This window comes from Bacillus sp. H1a (genome assembly GCF_000633475.1).
GTDB lineage: Bacteria > Bacillota > Bacilli > Bacillales > Bacillaceae_G > Bacillus_A > Bacillus_A paramycoides.
Window position 1 is genome coordinate 61,808 of sequence record NZ_AYMH01000010.1, and the last position, 21,230, is coordinate 83,037.

Annotated in this window: 22 protein-coding genes and 1 pseudogene; 5 read left to right on the top strand and 18 right to left on the bottom strand. The window is 36.4% G+C overall.

All coding sequences use genetic code 11. From position 1 onward, the window contains the following. Positions 1-115: 115 nt before the first annotated feature. The gene (locus tag U860_RS0104235) at positions 116-1,342 is read right to left on the bottom strand and encodes an ABC transporter permease (protein WP_025147517.1); all 1,227 of its coding nucleotides are present in this window, start codon (positions 1,340-1,342) and stop codon (positions 116-118) included. A 2-nt stretch (positions 1,343-1,344) separates the two neighbouring features. Then, on the bottom strand, positions 1,345-2,229 hold the full coding sequence (locus U860_RS0104240; protein ID WP_025147518.1) for an ATP-binding cassette domain-containing protein: 885 nt from the start codon (positions 2,227-2,229) through the stop codon (positions 1,345-1,347). A gap of 272 nt (positions 2,230-2,501) precedes the next feature. Here U860_RS0104240 and U860_RS0104245 point away from each other — a divergent pair, with 272 nt between their 5' ends. Next, on the top strand, positions 2,502-3,329 hold the full coding sequence (locus U860_RS0104245) for a 5'-nucleotidase, lipoprotein e(P4) family (protein ID WP_025147519.1): 828 nt from the start codon (positions 2,502-2,504) through the stop codon (positions 3,327-3,329). Between the two features lie 26 nt (positions 3,330-3,355). Here the strand turns inward: U860_RS0104245 and motB are convergent, their stop codons facing one another. Then, complete coding sequence (gene motB / locus U860_RS0104250) at positions 3,356-4,141, bottom strand: flagellar motor protein MotB (protein ID WP_025147520.1); 786 nt, start codon at positions 4,139-4,141, stop codon at positions 3,356-3,358. Beyond that, positions 4,131-4,925 (bottom strand): flagellar motor stator protein MotA, encoded by a 795-nt coding sequence (gene motA, locus U860_RS0104255; protein WP_025147521.1) that lies wholly within the window; start codon positions 4,923-4,925, stop codon positions 4,131-4,133. Before motA ends, motB begins: the two co-directional genes overlap by 11 nt. Before the next feature lie 265 nt (positions 4,926-5,190). On the opposite strand from motA, the gene U860_RS0104260 reads away from it, so the two are divergent. Next, positions 5,191-5,970 (top strand): M15 family metallopeptidase, encoded by a 780-nt coding sequence (locus tag U860_RS0104260; RefSeq protein ID WP_025147522.1) that lies wholly within the window; start codon positions 5,191-5,193, stop codon positions 5,968-5,970. Between the two features lie 36 nt (positions 5,971-6,006). Here the strand turns inward: U860_RS0104260 and U860_RS0104265 are convergent, their stop codons facing one another. From U860_RS0104265 to sdhC, 4 genes are all read right to left on the bottom strand, one after another. After that, positions 6,007-6,453, bottom strand: a complete 447-nt coding sequence (locus U860_RS0104265; RefSeq protein WP_025147523.1) for a thioesterase family protein — start codon at positions 6,451-6,453, stop codon at positions 6,007-6,009. A 92-nt stretch (positions 6,454-6,545) separates the two neighbouring features. Then, positions 6,546-7,307, bottom strand: coding sequence for a succinate dehydrogenase iron-sulfur subunit (gene sdhB / locus U860_RS0104270; protein ID WP_025147524.1), 762 nt, complete (start codon positions 7,305-7,307; stop codon positions 6,546-6,548). Then, a complete protein-coding gene (sdhA, locus tag U860_RS0104275; RefSeq protein WP_000676747.1) occupies positions 7,300-9,093 on the bottom strand; it encodes a succinate dehydrogenase flavoprotein subunit in 1,794 nt (597 codons plus the stop codon). The genes sdhB and sdhA overlap by 8 nt, the downstream gene beginning before the upstream one ends. A gap of 13 nt (positions 9,094-9,106) precedes the next feature. After that, a complete protein-coding gene (gene sdhC / locus U860_RS0104280; RefSeq protein ID WP_000678360.1) occupies positions 9,107-9,733 on the bottom strand; it encodes a succinate dehydrogenase cytochrome B558 in 627 nt (208 codons plus the stop codon). 299 nt (positions 9,734-10,032) lie between these two features. Here sdhC and U860_RS0104285 point away from each other — a divergent pair, with 299 nt between their 5' ends. Next, positions 10,033-10,482, top strand: a complete 450-nt coding sequence (locus U860_RS0104285; RefSeq protein WP_002173663.1) for a YslB family protein — start codon at positions 10,033-10,035, stop codon at positions 10,480-10,482. A gap of 115 nt (positions 10,483-10,597) precedes the next feature. Here U860_RS0104285 and uvrC read toward each other — a convergent pair whose 3' ends face one another. From uvrC to U860_RS31140, 8 genes and pseudogenes are all read right to left on the bottom strand, one after another. Beyond that, a complete protein-coding gene (uvrC, locus tag U860_RS0104290; RefSeq protein ID WP_025147525.1) occupies positions 10,598-12,382 on the bottom strand; it encodes an excinuclease ABC subunit C in 1,785 nt (594 codons plus the stop codon). A 158-nt stretch (positions 12,383-12,540) separates the two neighbouring features. Then, entirely contained in the window at positions 12,541-12,855 is a 315-nt protein-coding gene (trxA, locus tag U860_RS0104295; protein WP_001018943.1) for a thioredoxin, read from the bottom strand. A 211-nt stretch (positions 12,856-13,066) separates the two neighbouring features. Beyond that, positions 13,067-14,044, bottom strand: a complete 978-nt coding sequence (etfA, locus tag U860_RS0104300; RefSeq protein WP_025147526.1) for an electron transfer flavoprotein subunit alpha — start codon at positions 14,042-14,044, stop codon at positions 13,067-13,069. A gap of 36 nt (positions 14,045-14,080) precedes the next feature. Beyond that, positions 14,081-14,854, bottom strand: coding sequence for an electron transfer flavoprotein subunit beta (gene etfB, locus U860_RS0104305; protein ID WP_025147527.1), 774 nt, complete (start codon positions 14,852-14,854; stop codon positions 14,081-14,083). Positions 14,855-14,932: 78 nt separating this feature from the next. Further along, positions 14,933-15,709, bottom strand: coding sequence for an enoyl-CoA hydratase (locus U860_RS0104310; protein WP_002173667.1), 777 nt, complete (start codon positions 15,707-15,709; stop codon positions 14,933-14,935). A gap of 11 nt (positions 15,710-15,720) precedes the next feature. Beyond that, entirely contained in the window at positions 15,721-16,353 is a 633-nt protein-coding gene (locus U860_RS0104315; RefSeq protein WP_025147528.1) for a TetR/AcrR family transcriptional regulator, read from the bottom strand. A 61-nt stretch (positions 16,354-16,414) separates the two neighbouring features. After that, positions 16,415-18,100 (bottom strand): long-chain-fatty-acid--CoA ligase, encoded by a 1,686-nt coding sequence (locus U860_RS0104320; protein WP_025147529.1) that lies wholly within the window; start codon positions 18,098-18,100, stop codon positions 16,415-16,417. Between the two features lie 193 nt (positions 18,101-18,293). Next, positions 18,294-18,440: pseudogene (locus tag U860_RS31140) on the bottom strand (hypothetical protein); the annotation flags it as partial. Positions 18,441-18,687: 247 nt separating this feature from the next. Between U860_RS31140 and U860_RS0104330 the strand changes: the two are divergent. Beyond that, positions 18,688-19,191 (top strand): DinB family protein, encoded by a 504-nt coding sequence (locus U860_RS0104330; protein ID WP_025147531.1) that lies wholly within the window; start codon positions 18,688-18,690, stop codon positions 19,189-19,191. Positions 19,192-19,329: 138 nt separating this feature from the next. Further along, positions 19,330-19,662 (top strand): hypothetical protein, encoded by a 333-nt coding sequence (locus U860_RS0104335; RefSeq protein WP_025147532.1) that lies wholly within the window; start codon positions 19,330-19,332, stop codon positions 19,660-19,662. A gap of 62 nt (positions 19,663-19,724) precedes the next feature. Here U860_RS0104335 and U860_RS0104340 read toward each other — a convergent pair whose 3' ends face one another. Together U860_RS0104340 and U860_RS0104345 are read right to left on the bottom strand one after the other, a co-directional pair. Further along, positions 19,725-20,420: an ABC transporter permease gene (locus U860_RS0104340; RefSeq protein ID WP_025147533.1), complete on the bottom strand. Its 696-nt coding sequence runs from the start codon at positions 20,418-20,420 to the stop codon at positions 19,725-19,727. Between the two features lie 109 nt (positions 20,421-20,529). Continuing rightward, entirely contained in the window at positions 20,530-21,228 is a 699-nt protein-coding gene (locus U860_RS0104345; RefSeq protein WP_025147534.1) for an ABC transporter permease, read from the bottom strand. Positions 21,229-21,230 lie beyond the last annotated feature (2 nt).

The window sequence follows — 21,230 nt, forward strand, 5'->3', positions numbered from 1 at the left end:
CACACCCTCCTTTTTATTCATTCTATTAAAAGACAACTCTTATTATTATATACTATTTTTAATTTATACATAAAGAAAAAGCATGATTCCACTAGAAAATCATGCTTTTCTCTCCTTATTGACGCTTTATAAATTTCGCTAAATCTTTAAATTTCACTTTGTCGGAGTAATTCATTACACCGTTTACATAAATACGACTTGTAATAACATTTAATATACCAATTGTCGCCAATAAAACTACTAATGTTATCGTAATTTCTAACATACCTGCTTCACCAGCTACAATACGCGAGAAGGTAACCATCGGCGTGAAAAACGGAACATACGAACTTACAACGACAATAGTACTATTCGGATCACTTAATGATTTAATACTAATGAAGAATGCAGCCATAATCAAAATCATTACCGGGAAAGATACAGCTTGTAAATCCTCTGTCTTAGACACAACAGCTCCAGCCGCAGCGTACATCATCGCATAAAGTAAATATCCCGTAATGAAATAAACAAGAAACATACTTATAACTTTTGCATCTAATTTTGTAAAGTCAATTGGAATCCCAAATAATGAGGCACTTTCTAAGTCGACCCAACCTAACAAATAAGGAATAAGATAACCACACGCCAGTATTACAAGTTGTAGTAACGCCGTTGAAACAACCGCTAAGATTTTCGCATACATCATCGTAAGAGGTTTTACTTTCGGAAGCATCACTTCCATTACGCGTGACGCCTTTTCAGATGCAATATTCATTGCGATTGTATTCCCGAAAGCAACAATAAACATATACAAAGCAAATGTAAAGAAATACGCAATTCCGAAAGAAGACGTACGGTCTTTTATCGCTTCTTGCTTTACTTGAATTTCTGCTTGTAATTGCTGTGCAATTTCCGGCGAAACATTATTTTTTGCAATCGTCACCATTGTATATTGTTGTTTTAAATACCCCGCCATAATTGCAGAAGTTGCTTGGCTTGGGAATCCATTATACATATATGTAACCGATGGGGCTCCATTCTTCTCCGTCACATGGAATAGACCATCTAAATCGCCTTCTTCTACTTGCTTATGCAGTTTATCAAAATCAGCCTTTGAACCAACCGTTATTTTTGCTGATGGTAATAACTTATCTAACTCTTCTTTTTGTATTTTATACGTGGAACTCTCTGTCACAACTGCAATTTTATCTTTATCCTTATTTTTATCTCCACCTGAAGTGAAATGATTAAATGCAAAAATACCAAACACAACTAAAAATAAAATCGCACTTGTAATTAATGATTTTTTAGATAAAAACGCTTCCCTAAAATAAAATGAAAATACATGAGAAAATTTACGCATCTTTATTTCGCCCTCTCTACAAAGATTTCGTTTAATGTCGGCTCTAACATTTTAAATTGTCGTAAGCTAACACCTTGTTCTTGCAACTGTTGCAAAATCTTTAGAGCTTCTGCATCTTCTTGTATTTTCACATAAAGAAGGCCTTGTTGTTTTTCATACGGAACATCTATAACTTCGAGCCCTTTTTCATTCTCTACTGTATCTTCAACCGTTAAATTACGAAAACCATATTCTTTCTTTATATCACTTAATTGACCTTCTACGACCGCTTCACCTTTTTTCAAAATACATACATGCTGGCAAAAAGCTTCTACTTGCTCCATACGATGACTTGATAAAATAATTGTCTTTCCCCTTTGTACTTGTTCTTCAATAATACTAGCTAGCATCCCAGCATTAACTGGATCAAGTCCACTAAATGGTTCATCTAAAATAAGAAGCTCTGGATCATGAAGAAGAGCAGCAATTAATTGAATTTTTTGCTGGTTTCCTTTCGAAAGTTCTCCCGCTGTTTTGAATTTATATTCTGGGATTGCTAATCGCTCTAACCAGTGATCAATTGCAAGATCCACTTCTTTCTTCGTCATTCCTTCTAATCTACCAAAATAACGTAGTTGATCTATTACTCTACTTTTTGTATATAATCCTCTTTCTTCTGGTAAATATCCAATCGTTACCCCGCTTTTACCAAATTCTTTTCCATCCCACGTAATAGAACCTTCATTTGGCGTTAATAACCCTAGTAACATTTTAATCGTCGTTGTTTTCCCTGCACCATTTCGGCCAAGTAACCCTAACACTTCACCTTTTGGTAACGAGATTTGCAAACCATTAACTGCTTTTGATTCTCCAAATAGTTTCGTTAAGTTTTGAATTTGTAAACTCAATGTATATATCCTCCCCTTCAATAGCATTCTCGCTTTCATAATATGATTGTTTAAAAAACAACATATAGTAACCTTATTCCATCTTCTTACATACATTCCTTTTCTTCAGCTACTTAGTCTTTATCGCATCTTTTTTATGCATCTTATCTACTATAGGACAAACTACTATATATACAAAAGACAATATGTAAATGTTCATAAAAAAAAATGCAAAAAATATTATATTTTAATATATAATATTAATTGATTTTCTAACATCAAGGAGGATACATATGAAGATGAAGAGGGGTATTACCACTTTATTATCTGTAGCCGTTCTTTCCACATCGCTTGTAGCATGTTCAGGAACAGCTGAGAAAACAGTGGCAAAAGAAGAAAAAGTAAAATTAACAGACCAGCAATTGATGGCTGATTTATGGTATCAAACAGCTGGCGAAACGAAAGCGCTGTACTACCAAGGATACAATATTGGTCAATTGAAGCTTGATGCAGCTCTTGCAAAAGGTACAAACAAAAAACCTGCTATCGTACTTGATTTAGATGAAACTGTTTTAGATAACAGTCCTCATCAAGCAATGAGCGTAAAAACAGGAAAAGGCTACCCTTATAAATGGGACGATTGGATTAATAAGGCTGAAGCTGAAGCCCTTCCAGGCGCGATTGATTTCTTAAAATATACAGAGTCTAAAGGTGTAGATATTTACTACATCTCAAATCGTAAAACGAATCAACTAGATGCAACAATTAAAAATCTCGAGCGCGTAGGTGCTCCTCAAGCAACGAAAGAACACATATTACTACAAGACCCGAAAGAAAAAGGAAAAGAAAAACGCCGTGAACTTGTTTCTCAAACACATGATATTGTCCTATTCTTCGGTGATAACTTATCTGATTTCACTGGTTTTGATGGAAAATCTGTAAAAGATCGCAATCAAACAGTAGAAGAATCAAAAGCACAATTTGGTGAGAAATTCATCATTTTCCCTAATCCAATGTATGGTGATTGGGAAGGCGCTTTATATGACTATGATTTCAAAAAATCAGATGCAGAAAAAGATAAAATTCGTCGTGATAACTTAAAATCATTTGATGCAAAATAAAAGAGGATGGCTTTCGCCATCCTCTTTTATTGCATATTTCTTGTTAAAGGTAAAATAAATACTTCTACACGTCTATTTTTTGCTTTTCCTTCTGGTGTATCATTTGCTGCAATTGGACGGTATTCTCCGTAACCAATTGCACTAAATTTTTCTGGTTGCAATTCTTTATTTTGAAGTAATACCTGCATAAAATTTACTGCACGCTGTGTACTTAACTCCCAGTTTGATGCAAACTGAGCATTTGCGATAGGAACAGTATCTGTATGACCAGATACTGTGATTTCACGAGGTGATGCCGAAACAAGTAGATTAGACATCTCTTTTGCAATCCCTAACGATTCCAACTTCACATCCGCTTTTCCTGAATCAAATAGGACATTTTCTAATATCGTTACCATTAACCCTTTTTCTGTTAAATCAGTTTTAAAAGAAGAAGATAATTGATTCTCAGCAATATACTTGTCAATACTTTGTTGTACTGCTTTTAATTCATTCATTTCTTGCTGCTTCACTTTAGCTTCAGCATTTTTTTTTATATTCTCAGATTCCAAACTACTTGCCGATAATTCCTTTTCTTTCTTCGGTTTTTGATCACTTAAAAACTCTTTATTTCCTGTTCCACCTGCTAGTTCACTGCGAAAAGCTACTGCCATCTGTTTAAATTTCGCAGCATCTATACTACTCATTGCAAATAAAACAATAAACAGCGCAAACAACAACGTTAGCATATCAGAATACGGAATTAACCAAGTTTCATCAATATGCTCATCGTGTTTTTTCTTTTTACCTCTTCTATTTTTCTTACTCCGCATTTTTCTCCGCTCCTTTTTCTAGCTTCTTACGCTCAGTCGCAGAAAGCGCACCTAAAATGCGGTTTTTCATAATAAATGGATATGTACCTTCTTGTAACATTAATAAACAATCAATAATTAAACGTTTCTTCTCTAATTCAGCGGCAGACTTTTGCTTTAGTTTATTTGCAAATGGATGCCATAACACATAACCTGAAAAAATACCGAAAATCGTTGCAATAAACGCACCTGAAATAGCATGCCCTAGCTTCTCAATATCAGTTAAATTTCCAAGTGCAGCTACAAGACCAATAACAGCACCTAAAACCCCTAATGTAGGTGCATATGTACCAGCTTGCGAAAAAATAGCAGCACCTTTTGCATGCCTCTCTTCAATTGCTTCTAATTCGGCTTCTAAAATTTGTTCTAAATCTTCCGCAGATACGCCATCAATAACAAATTTCATACCACGCAAAAGAAATTCATCTTCAATTTTATCTAATTGTTGCTCTAAAGACAAAATACCATATTTTCTACTCTCAGATGTCCAATGAACAAATAATTCTAGCAACTGTTCATAACTTAAATCTTTTTTATTTGAACCAAAAAGAACTTTAAATAATTTTGGAACCCTCTTAAGTTGATTCATCGGAAATGCAATACAAACTGCGGCAAATGTACCGATAAAAATAATTAATGCTGCGGCAGGATTCAATAAGGCTGTTACGTCAGCGCCCTTGACGAACATCCCTACTACTACCGCTACAAATCCTAAAATGAGCCCAATAATTGTTGCAAAATCCATTCTCATTCACTCCTAGTCTATACAAGAAGTCCTTTATTCTCGATAATCGTTACATCTTCTTATACATATATATTACATAAAAAATGAATTTCATGAAAGATAAGAAATGAATTATGTGAAAAAATTCTACAATTTCACACATTTTCTGACATTTTCTTTGCATTTCTATTACGTTACGACTCTTATATTTCTTTTTCAACAAACTAGATTTATAATAAATAATGCTACAAATTTTATTAAGAAAGGACTGTGATTACAGGGTATCATGAAAAAAATAGTAATTATTTCTGCCGCTACTATTGTAATCGGTATCACCTCTTTCGCTTACTTCGGTTCTAAATCACCACTACAGAATGAGGCGAAAGCTGTCGAAAGTCAAAAACATAATAACCATCAAAAAGAAGAGATTCCTGCTTTTCCAAAAGCTGATCATAATGCAAAGAAACTAGATGATAATTTTTCCGTTGTAACAAATCCAGATTCTGATCTTGTATTGGTCAATAAACATCGTAAATTACCAGATGGGTACATTCCAGAAGATTTAACTAAACCGAACGTACCATTTACTAGTCCAAAAGATAAGGAGAAAACATTACTTCGTAAAGATGCTTCAGACGCGCTCGAAAAAATGTTCCAAGCGGCGAAAGAGGAAGGCTTAGAACTTACAGCAGTTTCAGGCTACCGTTCTTACAAACGCCAACAATCACTACATAACACATATATTAAACGCCAAGGAAAAGCTGAAGCTGATTCAGTAAGTGCAATTCCTGGAACAAGTGAGCATCAAACTGGTCTAGCAATGGATATTAGCTCAAAATCTGCTAAATTCCAATTAGAACCAATCTTCGGAGAGACTGCAGAGGGAAAATGGGTTGCAGAACATGCCCATGAGTTCGGATTTGTCATTCGTTATTTAGAGGATAAAACAAAGACAACAGAGTATGCATATGAACCGTGGCACTTGCGCTACGTTGGTAATCCATACGCCACATACATATATAAGCACCATCTAACATTAGAAGAGGCGATGGAGGACAAAAAATAAGAGAGCTAATTGCTCTCTTATTTTCTCTTTTCTATATTAAAGTAGCAATTTCTTCTTCCATTCTTCAGGCCATGGTTCGCCTCTTCCAGTTTTTTTCGATGCTTGCACCATTGTTCCACGCCCAACTAAACAAACTTCTTCCTTTGCATTTTTGACCATATAATGTAAATCTAAAGAAGAATTCCCCACCGCTCCTGCCTTTACATATACTTTCAACTGCTCATCAAAATAAATTTGTTTTATGAAATTGCATTGTAGATCTGCGACGACTATCATCGTTTCTGAAGATTCATGTGTCCATTCTTGCATAAATCCAAGTTCTTTAAACAATGCGATACGTGCTTCTTCAAAATATGTAAAAGCAACAACGTTATTCACATGACCAAACATATCTACTTCACCAAAACGAACTTTAACAGGATTATAAAATGAAAAACCACTTTCCCACTGCTCAAAGTCTTCAATATAAGAAATTCTCTTCATTGTTCCCTCTCCTTTTCTTTTATAAATACACAGAATAAACAGAAAAAACAAGCTATAAATATTGCCTCTTCAAAATGAAGAGGCAATATTTATTAATAGTTATTGTCGCTACCAAAGAAATCTTTGAACGATTGAATTGTTGTATCACGGTTTAATGCTGCAATTGAAGTTGTTAATGGAATACCTTTCGGACATGATTGCACACAGTTTTGAGAGTTACCACAGTTTGCAAGTCCTCCATCACCCATAATTGCACGTAAGCGATCTGCTTTATGCATTTCACCAGTTGGATGCGAGTTGAATAAACGCGCTTGTGAAAGCGGTGCTGGTCCAATAAAGTCAGATTTACTATTTACGTTCGGACATGACTCTAGGCAAACACCACATGTCATACATTTTGAAAGCTCATACGCCCATTGACGCTTTTTCTCTGGCATTCTTGGACCTGGTCCAAGGTCATACGTACCGTCGATTGGAATCCAAGCTTTAACACGTTTTAGCGCGTTAAACATACGACTACGGTCAACTTGTAAATCACGTACAACTGGGAATGTCTTCATTGGCTTTAAGCGAATTGGTTGTTCTAATTGGTCAATAAGAGCTGTACATGATTGACGTGGTTTTCCGTTAATCACCATCGAACATGCTCCACATACTTCCTCTAAACAGTTCATATCCCATGCAACCGGAGTTGTTTGGTTTCCTTTTGAGTCAACAGGATTACGACGAATTTCCATAAGCGCCGAAATAATATTCATATTAGGACGATACGGAATTTCAAACTCTTGTTCAAACTCTTGTGCATCTGGTCCATCTTGTCTCGTAATGATGAGGCGGATTGTTTTCTCAGACATGTTGTTTATCCCCCTTCTCTTCACCCTTAGCAGCTACATCATGTTTTGAAGAATAGTCACGTTTACGTGGTTTAATCAATGAAACATCCACGTCTTCGTAATGGAATGCTGGTGCATTTCCTTCTCCTTCAAATTTTGCCATCGTAGTTTTTAAGAAGTTCGCATCATCACGATTTGGGAATTCTGGTTTATAATGCGCTCCGCGGCTTTCATTACGGTTGTATGCCCCAATTGTAATAACACGCGCTAGCTCAAACATATTTGCAAGTTGGCGTGTAAATGAAGCACCTTGGTTACTCCATCTTGCTGTATCGTTAATGTTTATGCGTTTGTAACGAGCCATTAACTCTTCAATTTTCGCATCTGTTTCTAATAGTTTTTTATTTTCACGAACTACTGTAACGTTATCTGTCATCCATTCTCCAAGCTCTTTATGAAGAACATATGCATTTTCGTTACCATCAAGCGTTAAAATATTGTTAAATTTCTCTGTTTCGATTAATTCATTTTGCTCATATACAGTAGATGACACAGCATCAGATGATTTAGAAAGACCTTTCATATACTCAATTGCATTCGGTCCTGCTACCATACCACCGTAGATTGCTGATAATAGTGAGTTCGCACCTAGACGGTTACCACCGTGCATAGAATAATCACACTCACCTGCTGCAAATAAACCTGGAATACTTGTCATCTGCTTATAATCCACCCATAATCCGCCCATTGAATAGTGAACCGCTGGGAAGATTTTCATTGGTAGTTTACGAGGATCATCACCTGTAAATTTCTCATAGATTTCAATAATTCCACCAAGTTTAATATCTAGTTCTTTTGGATCTTTATGAGAAAGATCTAGATATACCATGTTTTCACCGTTAATACCTAGTTTTTGCTCTACGCAAACATCAAAGATTTCACGCGTTGCAATATCACGAGGTACAAGGTTTCCGTAAGCTGGATATTTTTCTTCTAAGAAGTACCACGGCTTACCATCTTTATATGTCCAAACACGCCCACCTTCACCACGTGCAGATTCACTCATAAGACGTAACTTATCGTCTCCAGGAATTGCAGTTGGATGGATTTGAATGAACTCACCGTTCGCATAATATGCACCTTGTTGATATACAGCAGATGCTGCTGTACCTGTATTAATAATGGAGTTCGTTGATTTCCCGAAGATGATACCAGGGCCCCCTGTTGCCATAATCACGGCATCAGCTTGGAAACTTTTAATCTCCATAGTTTGTAAGTCTTGTGCAACGATTCCTCGGCACACACCTTCGTCATCCACAACAGCTCGTAAGAAATCCCAACCTTCATATTTCGTTACAAGTCCTGCTACTTCATGGCGACGTACTTGCTCATCTAATGCGTATAGTAATTGTTGACCAGTTGTTGCGCCAGCAAATGCTGTACGGTGATGTTGTGTTCCACCAAAACGACGGAAATCAAGAAGTCCTTCTTCCGTACGGTTGAACATAACACCCATGCGGTCCATTAAATGAATAATACCAGGTGCAGCTTCACACATCGCTTTAACTGGTGGTTGGTTCGCTAAGAAGTCCCCACCATAAATTGTATCGTCAAAGTGGATCCATGGAGAATCCCCTTCACCTTTCGTATTTACGGCACCGTTAATTCCACCTTGGGCACATACAGAATGTGAACGTTTTACTGGTACTAAAGAAAATAGTTCAACATTTACTCCTGCTTCTGCCGCTTTAATCGTTGCCATTAAGCCAGCCAAGCCACCGCCGACTACTATAAGTTTCCCTTTCATGCTCTCCCACTCCTTACTGGTTTGCTAGCTGTGGATCGATGAACGCTAATAATGCACTCACACCTACATAAGATAGACCTAAGAAAATAGCTAATGTTACATAAGTAGAGATTCTTTGTGAACGTGGAGATACTGTAATTCCCCAGCTTATGCAGAATGTCCATAGTCCATTTGCAAAGTGGAAAATAGTTGAAACAACACCAACTAAGTAGAATGCAAACATAGCTGGATTGCTTAAAATATCTGCCATCATATCATAGTTTACCTCTTTACCTAACATTGCTTGAATACGAGTTTCCCAGACGTGCCAAGAAATAAATATCAGCGTAACGATACCTGAAATTCGTTGGAAGACGAACATCCAGTTACGGAAATAACCGTAAGATACCGCATTGTTCTTAGCTGTAAATGCAATATATAAGCCATATATAGCATGGTACAGTATAGGTAAAAAGATGATGAAAATTTCTAGCGCATACCGGAATGGAAGGAGCTCCATAAAGCCTGCAGCTTTGTTAAAAGCCTCTGCTCCTCTTGTTGCAAAGTTGTTTACTACTAAATGTTGCGTCAAAAAGACACCAACCGGGATGACCCCCATTAATGAGTGCCACTTACGAAACGTATACTCGCGGCCTTTCATGTCCCCATTACCCCCCTTGAATGTTTGACTGCTGTTTTCAGATTAGTTTACAACAATAATGTTTTTTCACTATTGGCATAAGAAAAACTGAAAAAATTATTCGAAATATTTCAGCATAATTTGATACCAAGTTCATTTTACTCCTATTTTTGTCGAAGCGTCAAGAAAACGTATACATAATTTGCATATAATTTGCCATTTCTTTTTTTCTTCTTATATATTCAGATTTCCCAAAGAAAAATCTGTTTTTATAAATGAGAAATGTTATATAATAATCCCTATAGAAAGAGGGGAATATTGTGAGCAAAAATACAATCGATATAACATCTTTAGAAGATGTTTCATTGAACGCCTTCGCTTATGAATTACTGCGTGAAGAACTACTACCTGATTTAATTGGTAATGATTTAGATGGAATTTTATACTGGTCCGGTAGAAATCTTGCAAGAAAATATCCGCTAGAAACCATTGAAGAAGTTATTCAGTTTTTCGAAAAAGCCGGTTGGGGCACTTTAAGCATCGTTGAGCATAAACGTCGTGAAATGCAGTTCCAACTTAAAAGTGCACTCATTGCTGAGCGTCAAAAACAAAAAAGACATTCTTCTTATCAATTAGAAGCTGGATTTATCGCCGAGCAAATTCAAAGACAAAGAAACGTCATTGCCGAGTCCTACGAAGAACAGAAAAAACGTTCAGACTCTATTACATTTCTTGTTAAATGGGATATAAAAGATCTCATTGAAGTGTAGCATTTACCTACAGTCAACTAGACATATACGTTTAGTTGACTTTTTTGCATATTCATTCAGGTGTGTTTATTTCAAATCTTCAGAAATTATACCAAAAAACAGAAGACATTGTAAACTACAACGTCTTCTTATCTGTTAAATAAGTATAAATCGTCTCCGCTACATTTTTCGGCATACCCGCTTCGACAAATTCTGCTACAGAAGCTTCTTTCATCTTTTTTAATGAGCCAAAATGTTTTAGCAATACCTTTTTCCGTTTATCACCGATTCCCGGAATTTCATCCAACGCGGATTGAATAACAGATTTTCCGTGTAATTGACGATGGAATGTAATTGCAAATCGATGCACCTCATCTTGAATGCGCTGCAATAAATAAAATTCTTGGCTATTCCTCGCAAGCATAACGGGCTCAGGTGGATCGCCAATAATTAAATGTGATGTTTTATGTTTTTCATCTTTGACAAGCCCTGCCATTGGAATATATAATCCAAGCTCGTTTTCAAGAACATCACTTGTAGCCGCGAGATGTCCTTTTCCCCCATCGATAATTATTAAATCTGGCAAGGGTAAATTTTCCTTTAATGCCCTCGTATAACGGCGCCTCACAACTTCCCTCATAGACTCGTAATCATCTGGCCCTTGGACTGTTTTAATTTTATATTTCCGATATTCTTTCTTCGCTGGTCTCCCATCGATAAAAGCAATCATTGCTGAAACAGGGTTTGTCCCTTGAATATTCGAGTTATCAAACGCTTCAATACGATATGGCGTTTCAATACCGAGCTGCTTCCCTAAATTGTCAACAGCTTTAATCGTCCGCTCTTCATCGCGTTCAATTAAGTAAAATTTCTCTTCTAGTGCAATTCTCGCGTTTTTATTTGCTAATTCCACAAGATCTTTTTTCTTCCCACGCTTCGGCTGTGTCGCTTCAACTTCTAAAAAGCGCTCTACTAATTCTGAATCTATACTTCCTGGAACTACAATTTCCTTCGGCTTAAAATGACTACTGTTTTCATAAAATTGACCGATAAAAGTTAAAAAACCCTCTTCAGGTTCATCATATATCGGGAACATTGAAACATCGCGTTCAATTAATTTTCCTTTTCGAACAAAGAAAACTTGAACACACATCCATCCTTTATCAACTGCATATCCAAACACGTCACGATCAACTAAGTCACTCATAATCATTTTTTGTTTTTCCATAATTGCATCAATATGAGCAATTTGATCTCGCAGCTCTTTTGCCCGTTCGAATTCTAGTTTCTCTGAAGCCTCATACATCTTTGTCTCTAATTCTGAGCGCACTTCTTTATGTCCGCCATTTAAAAACTTAATAATTTCATCAACTATTTCTTTATTTTGTTCTTCCGTTACTTCTTTTACACAAGGTGCTAAACATTGTCCCATATGATAATAGAGACAAACTTTATCTGGCATATTGGTACATTTACGAAGCGGATACATACGATCTAATAACTTTTTCGTTTCATGAGCTGACTGGGCGTTCGGATAAGGACCAAAGTACTTTCCTTTGTCCTTTTTTACATTTCGCGTAATGAGTAAACGCGGCTGCTTTTCAGCTGTAATTTTAATAAAAGGATATGTTTTATCATCTTTTAATTGAATATTATATTTTGGATCATACTTTTTAATTAAATTTAACTCTAAAATAAGAGCCTCCAAATTTGAGGAGGTTACAATATATTCAAAATCTACAATTTCTCCTACAAGCCTAAGTGTTTTCCCATCATGCGAACCAGTAAAGTACGAGCGCACACGATTTTTGAGTACCTTTGCTTTTCCGACGTATATAACCGTTCCCTGTTTATCCTTCATTAAATAACAACCAGGTTGATCGGGCAAAATTGCTAACTTCTCTTTTAAATGCTCGTGCACTCGTCTCCCTCCATTTCTACATGCTTATCATTTTTATTTTCATACGAAAACATACTATGCTAAAACACCCAACATACGTTCTTTTATTGTAACGGAAAGCGACAGAAAAAGAAAATATTATAAAATAAAAAAAAGCTGCCTCATGGCAGCTTTTTTTATTAGAAGTGTTTAGAAACTAATTCTACTAACGCTTCTTTCGGTTTGTAACCTAACGCTTGATCAACCACTTTACCATCTTTTAACACGAAAAGAGCTGGAATGCTCATTACTTCGAATTGACGAGCAGTTTCTTGGTTTTCATCAACGTCAACTTTTACTACCTTTACTTTCTCACCTAACTCTGCATCGATTTCCTCTAATACAGGAGCGATCATTTTACAAGGTCCGCACCAAGGCGCCCAGAAATCTAATAATACAACACCTTCGCTAGTTTCAGCTGCGAAGCTTTGGTCATTTGCATTTACAATTGCCATTTTATTTCCTCCTTCAAGTATATTCTACCAAGAGTATATCATTAACTTATATACGTGGCGAATATTATGTATCGTTATGTATTGTAACAAAAAAATGTTCCTTTATACTATATAAAAATACGGATTAAATACTAAAAAGATGAGAGACAGGGGATCTCTCACCTTTTTCTATATATAGGGGTACTTCACTTGGAACTCAAGGGTACTCAAATCATGAATGTACTTTTAACTTTTTAAACTCTTCTGTTAAAAGAGGCACTACTTCAAATAGATCACCGACAATACCGTAGTCAGCTACTTTGAAGATACTAGCTTCTGGATCTTTATTAATCGCAACAATTATTTTTGAGTTAGACATACCAGCTAAATGCTGAATCGCACCAGAAATACCGCATGCAATGTATAGGTCTGGTGTAACAACTTTACCAGTTTGACCAATTTGTAATGAGTAATCACAATACTCAGCGTCACAAGCACCACGAGATGCTCCAACAGCGCCACCTAGTACATCAGCTAACTCTTTTAATGGTTTAAATCCTTCTTCACTCTTCACACCGCGTCCGCCAGCGATAATAACTTTCGCTTCAGAAAGATCAACACCTTCTGCAGTTTTACGGACAACATCTTGAATAATTGTACGTAAATCTTTCACATCTACTGTAATAGAAGACACGTCACCGCTGCGAGACTCATCTTTTTCAAGAGTTGCAATGTTATTTGGACGCACTGTCGCAAATAAGATACCATCTGTTACAATCTTCTTCTCAAACGCTTTACCAGAGTAAATTGGACGAGTGAAGATAACATTTCCACCTTCAACCTCTAAAGCAGTTACGTCAGAAACTAGACCAGCTTCAAGCTTCGCCGCTAATTTTGGTGATAAATCTTTACCAAGTGCTGTATGTCCAAATACAATTCCTTCTGGTTTTTCTTCAGCATATACAGCTAAAAACGCTTGTGCATAGCCATCAGATGTATATGATTTTAATTTATCATTTTCAACTGTCACAACGCGATCTGCACCGTAATGAATCAATTCATTTGCAAAAGAGGTAACGCTGTCTCCAACTAGAAGACCTACCACTTCACCGCCTTCTGCAATTGTTTTTGCTGCTGCTACCGCTTCAAACGAAACGTTACGTAGCGATCCGTCACGAACTTCACCCATTACTAATACTTTACGAGCCATAGATTTTCCCTCCTGCATATATAATTTCGTATTTTATTAGATTACTTTCGCTTCTGTATGGAGCAACGATACAAGTTCTTTTACTTGATCTTGCAGCTCGCCTTGTAACACTTTTCCTGCATCTTTCTTAGGAGGCAAATAGATTTCAATTGTTTTTGTTTTTGCTTCCACATCATCTTCTTCTAAATCTAAATCATCTAATTCTAATTCTTCTAGTGGCTTCTTCTTCGCTTTCATAATACCTGGAAGCGATGGATAACGCGGTTCATTTAAACCTTGTTGTGCTGTTACTAAAACCGGTAATGATGTTTCAATTACTTCTGTATCTCCTTCAACATCACGCTCGATTTTCACATTTGTACCATCAATTTCAAGCTTTGTAATTGTCGTTACATATGGAATATTTAACGCTTCAGCTACACGTGGACCAACTTGTCCAGATGCACCGTCAATCGCAACGTTTCCACCTAAAATTAAATCTACTTCTTTATCTTTCAAATATTCAGCAAGCACTTTTGCCGTTGTAAACTGGTCACCATTCTCAATCTCATCTTCAATATTAATTAATACCGCTTTATCGCAGCCCATCGCTAATGCTGTGCGAAGTTCTTTTTCACTATCCTGGCCACCAACTGTTACAACAGTAACTTCTCCACCTTGTGCATCTCTTACTTGAATTGCTTCTTCAATCGCATATTCATCGTAAGGGTTGATGATGAATTCCGCTTCGCCATCGTAAATTGCACCGTTTTTAATTACGATTTTTTCTTCTGTATCAAATGTTCGTTTCATGAGTACGTAGATGTTCATTCCATTTACCCCCTTATTTTTCAGAAAGATTCTATCAATTTTAAAATTCTGTTAATTTATATTAAAAAAATATTTGGACTACCTACCACTAAATGAAGGCTTACGTTTTTCTAAAAATGCTGCTACGCCTTCTTTTCCATCTTCACCCGTAAATACTTCACCAAAAATCTGTGATTCACGCTGTACACCTTCATAATAATGAGACGATTTTGTTGTTTGTAATAACTCTAGCACAGCACGAATTGTTGCCGGACTTTTTCCAGCAATCTGCTTTGCAATTTTAAGCGTATCTTCTAAAAGTGATTCTTCAGAAAGTACCCCATTAACAAGTCCCCATTTCAATGCCTCTGCACCAGTAATTGGTGTACTTGTTAACATCATTTCACAAGCTTTCGCTTTACCAACATAACGCGGTAAGCGCTGTGTACCTGCAAAACCAGGAATTAATCCAAGTGTTAACTCAGGTAAACCAAGCTTTGCACTTTCAGTTACAAAGCGCATGTGGCAAGACATAGCAAATTCAAGGCCGCCGCCAAGTGCCGCTCCATGAATTGCCGCAATAACTGGCTTTGAACATTTTTCAACACGCTCAAACGTAACTTGCCCAAGCTGTGCTAATTCTGTCGCTTGCTTCGCTTCAGTAACAGATGTAAATTCTTTAATATCTGCTCCCGCTGAGAAGAAGCGCCCTTCACCATGTAGAACAACAACACGAATGTTATCATCCTTTTCCACTTGATCGATTAATTCAGTAACGTCATGCATAACTTGTGAAGACATCGCATTAGCTGGCGCATGGTTTAACGTCGCCACGGCGATATGGTCTTCAACTCTTACAGATAGGAATTTCAACATGATCCCTCCCATTATTGACGATAACCACAAGCTGCAATAAGTAGCCCATGTACCGTTTTTGAAAGTGCGACCAGATCATACTTATGATCGCTCATTACCCAATTGGTCACAACTTCATCTACTGTTCCAAAGATCATTTGTCTTGCCACGCGAACATTTAAATCCGCCTGAAATTCACCTTGCTTTATACCTGTCTCTAAAATCTCATCCATAACTAGCAAGTAGCCTTTTAATACTTCATTTATCTTGAGGCGCAAGTCTTGATTGGACTGTCTTAGCTCTAATTGTGTAACGATAGCAAGAGGATCATTTTGCGACAACAGCAAGAAGTGCGTTTCTACCAACATAAATAACTTCGCTACAGCGCTTTCAATTCCTGCTGTTTTTTGACGAATTGTTTCAACAAATTCTCCCATCTTCTCTTGGAATAAGGATATTAATATATCTTCTTTATTTTTAAAATATAAATAAATCGTGCCATCAGCTACCCCAGCTTGCTTTGCAATTTTAGAAACTTGCGCTTGATGGTATCCATTCTCCGCAATCACAATGACTGCTGCATCAATAATTTGATTGTATTTCGGTCTATTTTTCTTCACTTTACTGTCCCCTTCAAGAAGATGACTGAATGAATAGTCATTCATATTCTTATAATACTGACTATTTAGAAAAGTGTCAATCCTATTTTTTCAAAAAGAAAGGGCCTTAGCCCGTTTGTTCATCATCATTCTTTCTCTTTTCTTCATCTATTAGGACCCGACGTAAAATTTTTCCAACTGTCGTCTTCGGCAACTCACTTCTAAACTCATATACTTTCGGGACTTTATAAGCTGCTAAATATTTACGTGCAAACTGATCTAATTCTTCTTCAGAACATTCAGTGCCTTCCTTCAAAACAACAAACGCTTTTACAGTTTCCCCTCGATACGGATCAGGAACACCGATTGTTACCACTTCTTGCACCTTTTCGTGTTCATATAAAACCTCTTCTACCTCACGAGGATATACATTAAAACCGCTAGCAACAATCATATCCTTCTTACGATCTTTCACATAGAAAAAGCCATCCTCATCCATGTATCCTACATCACCTGTATGGAGCCAGCCATCTTGCAATACAGCCGCTGTTTCCTCAGGCTTATTCCAATACCCTTTCATAATTTGTGGGCCCTTTACAACAATTTCACCAATTTCACCCGGAGGTAATGCCTCTCCTGTTTCAAGTGACATAATGATTGCCTCTGTGTCTGGCCACGGCACCCCAATACTTCCCGGCACGCGTTTTTCCCACAAAAAATTCCCATGTGTAACTGGTGATGACTCCGTTAATCCATAACCTTCTACTAATTTACCACCTGTAACTCTCTCAAACTCTTCCTGCACTTCTACCGGAAGCGGCGCAGATCCACTAATACAAGCCTGAATAGAAGAAATATCGTATTCTTTTAAAAGGGGACTATTTAATAAAGCAATATAAATGGTTGGTGCTCCTGGAAATAGTGTGACTTTATGTTTTTTAATTGCTTCAAAAACCATTTTCATATCAAACTTCGGAATAAGCACCATTTTATATCCTTGCATAATACTTAAATTCATTACAGCTGTCATCCCGTACACATGAAAAAACGGAAGGACACCAAGGATTACTTCTTCTCCTTCTTTACAATTGTATAACCAATGCGCTCCCATTAAAGTGTTCGAAACGAGGTTTTTATGCGTCAACATAACCCCCTTTGGAAATCCTGTCGTTCCCCCTGTATACTGCAAAAGGGCTAGATCATTTGCAGGATCACACGGTACTTCAACATCCGTATTTACTTCTCTTTCTACTGAATCCCAAAGATGAATCGTTTCACTTTCTGATACTTTCACAACTAAATTCGACTGTTTCTTCTGCACAAATGGATACAATAAATTTTTAGGGAAAGGTAAAAAATCTGCAATACGGGTTACGATAATATGTTCAAGCTTTGTCGTATTTTGAACATTCGTCACTTTCGGAAATACTAAATCCAGGCAAAGAATTACTTTTGCTCCCGAGTCACGAAGCTGATACTCCAGCTCTCTTTCTGTATAGAGTGGATTTGTTTGTACGACAATTCCTCCCGCAAGTAATGTACCATAATAACCAATTACAGATTGCGGACAGTTCGGCAACATAATGGCAACTCGATCCCCTTTTTCCACACCTAGCGTTTGAAGATAATTTGCAAATCTCTTCACCTTATCATGGAAATCTGAAAATGTAATATCCTTCCCTAAAAAGTGAAGCGCTTTCTTTTCTGGATAACGAGAAGCCATCTGTTCTACATATCCATGAAGCGGCTGAATATCATAAGAAATCGTACTTGGAATTTCCTCTGGATAATTTTTCAACCAAGGTTTTTCCACTCTCATTCCCCCTTCCAATATTTGAGAAAATAAATGAATGTTCATTCATGATGGTTGTTTTCATTATATTATAGTCACCATAACGTTACAATCATAATATTCTGACTTCTGTGTAGCTATGCTTTACTTCATTAACTTCTTCTTATATGTATAAACTCTCCTAATTTTAATAGAATAAGAGAGTTATTAGTATTTAGCTTAATCTTATAATTGTTAATACCGCTTCTGGAGTAGCTGTTGATAATGTTGCAACAGCTACCAAACCAAATAATTGCAAACTAATGGCACTTCCAGCTGCAAGAGTTGTAATTATTGTTGCACTAAAGGAATTCGTTGCAAGCAATGCTAACATGTCTCTTTTTCGTAATCCCTCTACTATCTCTATTTCTTTCATCCTTATCACCACCCTTTATTCCATTCTCTACTCACTAAGTATACGAATGAACTCGTCAGTTTCCTGACACTTCCACAAATATTTCCTAGTTATTTCTATATTGTAACAATACTTAATTAAGTGTTCTTTATTAAACAGGGATTATATTATCTCTCACGAATTTAATTTATGAACGAAAATAGGGGGGATAACAATGTACCAAACAATTGAAGGCTTTTTAAGATCATGGAAATACGAGGCTGAGTCTACTCAGAAGATGCTCGATGCATTAACGGATGAATCTTTATCACAAGAAATTGCACCTGAACACTGGACGTTAGGAAGAGTGGCTTGGCATATCGTTACTGCAATTCCTGTTATGCTATCTGGTACAGGATTAAAGTTTGAAGGTGAAACGAAAGATTATCCTGTTCCAACTTCAGCAAAAACAATTGCAGATGGGTATCGCAAAGTGAATGTTGCTTTTGTTGAAGCACTTCAAAGTGAATGGACAGATAAAGACTTATCTACTATCAATGACTTCTTTGGTCGCCCTATGCCGAATTCTATATTTTTAATGACACTCATTAATCATCAAAATCACCACCGCGGGCAAATGACTGTTTTAATGCGACAAGCTGGCTTAACAGTTCCTGGCGTATATGGTCCTGCAAAAGAAGAATGGGCTGCGGCTGGAATGGAAGCTCCTAAAATGTAACAACAAAAAAAGACAAGGTGTTTACACATCTTGTCTTTTTCTGTAACTTGTTTCATGTGAAACTATTTTTTGCTAAATGGTTGTTTTATGGAAAAAACACGTTAAAATGAATACATATTATGAGGAGGGGCAACCAAATTGAATACAAAAAATAAAAAAATAGCTATGGGAACTCTTTTACTAACTTCTATTATTGGAGTTATCGGTGTATCCCTTTACTTCACATATTATGGTACTCCTTGGGGAAAACAAACAGCAATTGCGGAATCAAAAAGTTATATTACAAAATACTTCAATCTAAATGCGGAAGTCAAAAATACTTCTTACGATTCTAAAATGGATAGCTATGCGGTCTCTTTTGAAACAAATGAAGATGGAGAGTTTACTATCGAATATATAGGTCCTAATCACTTTAACATTTCTCCAGGAGTTCAAGAGTATTTGAGTAAACACTCCAAATTTACAGAGTAGTAATAAAGTATACATATACAAAAAGAGTTGGCATCATGCCAGCTCTTTTTCACATATTCTTGTCACGCTGCTACATCTTCCCTTTCAATATTTCTAATTCCATAATAAGCAATCGCCATACCGATCGCTGCAAATGTGAATTGAAGAGGGAGAAAAGTCGCTATAGGAAATATTGGCTGGTTATTAATTGCGATTATTACAACGATAATAGATGAAACAATTGTAGTTGGCACCGAATGTTTACGCATTCCGAAATATAGAGGGATTAAACTTATTCCCGCAGTTGCAATTGCTAAAGGGACAAGGTTTACCCCTTCTTGAATCAATTGATCTACTGTAAATGGATTAGGAAGAATTGAAAAATAACTATCTATCCCAAAGAAAATTCCTACTACTAAAATGTTAGATAAAATAACTGTTATAAATGTTAATGTTGCTGTAATGGCCAACTTACTAATCATCATTTTCTTCCGGTTAATAGGATAAGAAAACATGAGTAGTATTGTTTTATTTTTATATTCATCAATTATTAACTTGGCTATTAGTACACCACCAAAAATAATAAATGTTCCTCTTACTGACACACTAGCCATCGACAAAATTGCTTGCGGATCCCTTATTTCTGGATCTCCTTCTATTTGAGCAACGAAACCAGCCAAGATTAATAGTGCCAGTATGGTGATATTTGCAATAATTGCTCCCTTCACATACCATCCAAGCTTAAACTTCTTCAGTTCTAGCTTCATAAGACGTAGCATTATGGTCCTCCTTCCATGTAAACCACTTAAAATTTAATTGATATAAATTGCAATTACTATTATTTTTTTCACTCTTCCTACCCCAGTTCGTCGTTGTTTAAAACTTGTTTCACGCCACATCAACCTGATCGACTTTACGATACGAAAGATAACTAATAAAAATTCCTAATAAACAGAGAGCAATAGGTATAACTATAAAATTATATAAACTCGTTTGATCGGCGCCTACGTTACCGTTAATTATCATCGCGATTATTACTGCAGAAGTAATCGTTGTTGGTCCCGATTTCTTTCTCATCCCAAAAAATAATGGAATTAAACTTATACCAGATATCATAAATGCATTTATAAAAGTAGCCGGAACAGTAGCTATTATTTCGCCCATCGTAACAGGTGTTTCAAGTAGGCCCATCATTGGATTCATAAAGAATATGAGCAAACTAATAGTGAAAGTAGCGATAATCATGCTCACAAAGCAAAAACTAAAAACAATTGCTAATTTCGCTCTCATTAGCATTTTTCTTTGCAGTGGGTACATAAACAATAATTGCATTGTTTTATTCTTGTATTCATCAATTACTAAACGTGATAAAATGACCGCACTAAAAATAGTGAATGTTATCCTAATAACAAGATTTGCTAACACCATATATTTTGTGAAGTCAGTGATCGCCGCATCTCCTTCACCCTTAATCCCCGATGCCATAAGGCATACCGCAGCAAAAATTGCGATAATACAAATTGCTACACTTTTAAAGCAACTAGATAATTTATGTTTCTTCCATTCAAGCTTCATTAATTTAAACATAT

Excerpts from the sequence above, each read along its gene's own strand:
- U860_RS0104235 (WP_025147517.1), bottom strand. The coding sequence starts at position 1,342 with ATGCGTAAATTTTCTCATGTATTTTCATTTTATTTTAGGGAAGCGTTT.
- U860_RS0104245 (WP_025147519.1), top strand. The coding sequence starts at position 2,502 with ATGAAGATGAAGAGGGGTATTACCACTTTATTATCTGTAGCCGTTCTT.
- motB (WP_025147520.1), bottom strand. The coding sequence starts at position 4,141 with ATGCGGAGTAAGAAAAATAGAAGAGGTAAAAAGAAAAAACACGATGAG.
- motA (WP_025147521.1), bottom strand. The coding sequence starts at position 4,925 with ATGGATTTTGCAACAATTATTGGGCTCATTTTAGGATTTGTAGCGGTA.
- U860_RS0104260 (WP_025147522.1), top strand. The coding sequence starts at position 5,191 with ATGAAAAAAATAGTAATTATTTCTGCCGCTACTATTGTAATCGGTATC.
- U860_RS0104265 (WP_025147523.1), bottom strand. The coding sequence starts at position 6,453 with ATGAAGAGAATTTCTTATATTGAAGACTTTGAGCAGTGGGAAAGTGGT.
- sdhB (WP_025147524.1), bottom strand. The coding sequence starts at position 7,307 with ATGTCTGAGAAAACAATCCGCCTCATCATTACGAGACAAGATGGACCA.
- sdhA (WP_000676747.1), bottom strand. The coding sequence starts at position 9,093 with ATGAAAGGGAAACTTATAGTAGTCGGCGGTGGCTTGGCTGGCTTAATG.
- sdhC (WP_000678360.1), bottom strand. The coding sequence starts at position 9,733 with ATGAAAGGCCGCGAGTATACGTTTCGTAAGTGGCACTCATTAATGGGG.
- trxA (WP_001018943.1), bottom strand. The coding sequence starts at position 12,855 with ATGGCAATTGTAAATGCAAATGACCAAAGCTTCGCAGCTGAAACTAGC.
- etfA (WP_025147526.1), bottom strand. The coding sequence starts at position 14,044 with ATGGCTCGTAAAGTATTAGTAATGGGTGAAGTTCGTGACGGATCGCTA.
- etfB (WP_025147527.1), bottom strand. The coding sequence starts at position 14,854 with ATGAACATCTACGTACTCATGAAACGAACATTTGATACAGAAGAAAAA.
- U860_RS0104310 (WP_002173667.1), bottom strand. The coding sequence starts at position 15,709 with ATGTTGAAATTCCTATCTGTAAGAGTTGAAGACCATATCGCCGTGGCG.
- U860_RS0104315 (WP_025147528.1), bottom strand. The coding sequence starts at position 16,353 with ATGAATGACTATTCATTCAGTCATCTTCTTGAAGGGGACAGTAAAGTG.
- U860_RS0104330 (WP_025147531.1), top strand. The coding sequence starts at position 18,688 with ATGTACCAAACAATTGAAGGCTTTTTAAGATCATGGAAATACGAGGCT.
- U860_RS0104340 (WP_025147533.1), bottom strand. The coding sequence starts at position 20,420 with ATGCTACGTCTTATGAAGCTAGAACTGAAGAAGTTTAAGCTTGGATGG.
- U860_RS0104345 (WP_025147534.1), bottom strand. The coding sequence starts at position 21,228 with ATGTTTAAATTAATGAAGCTTGAATGGAAGAAACATAAATTATCTAGT.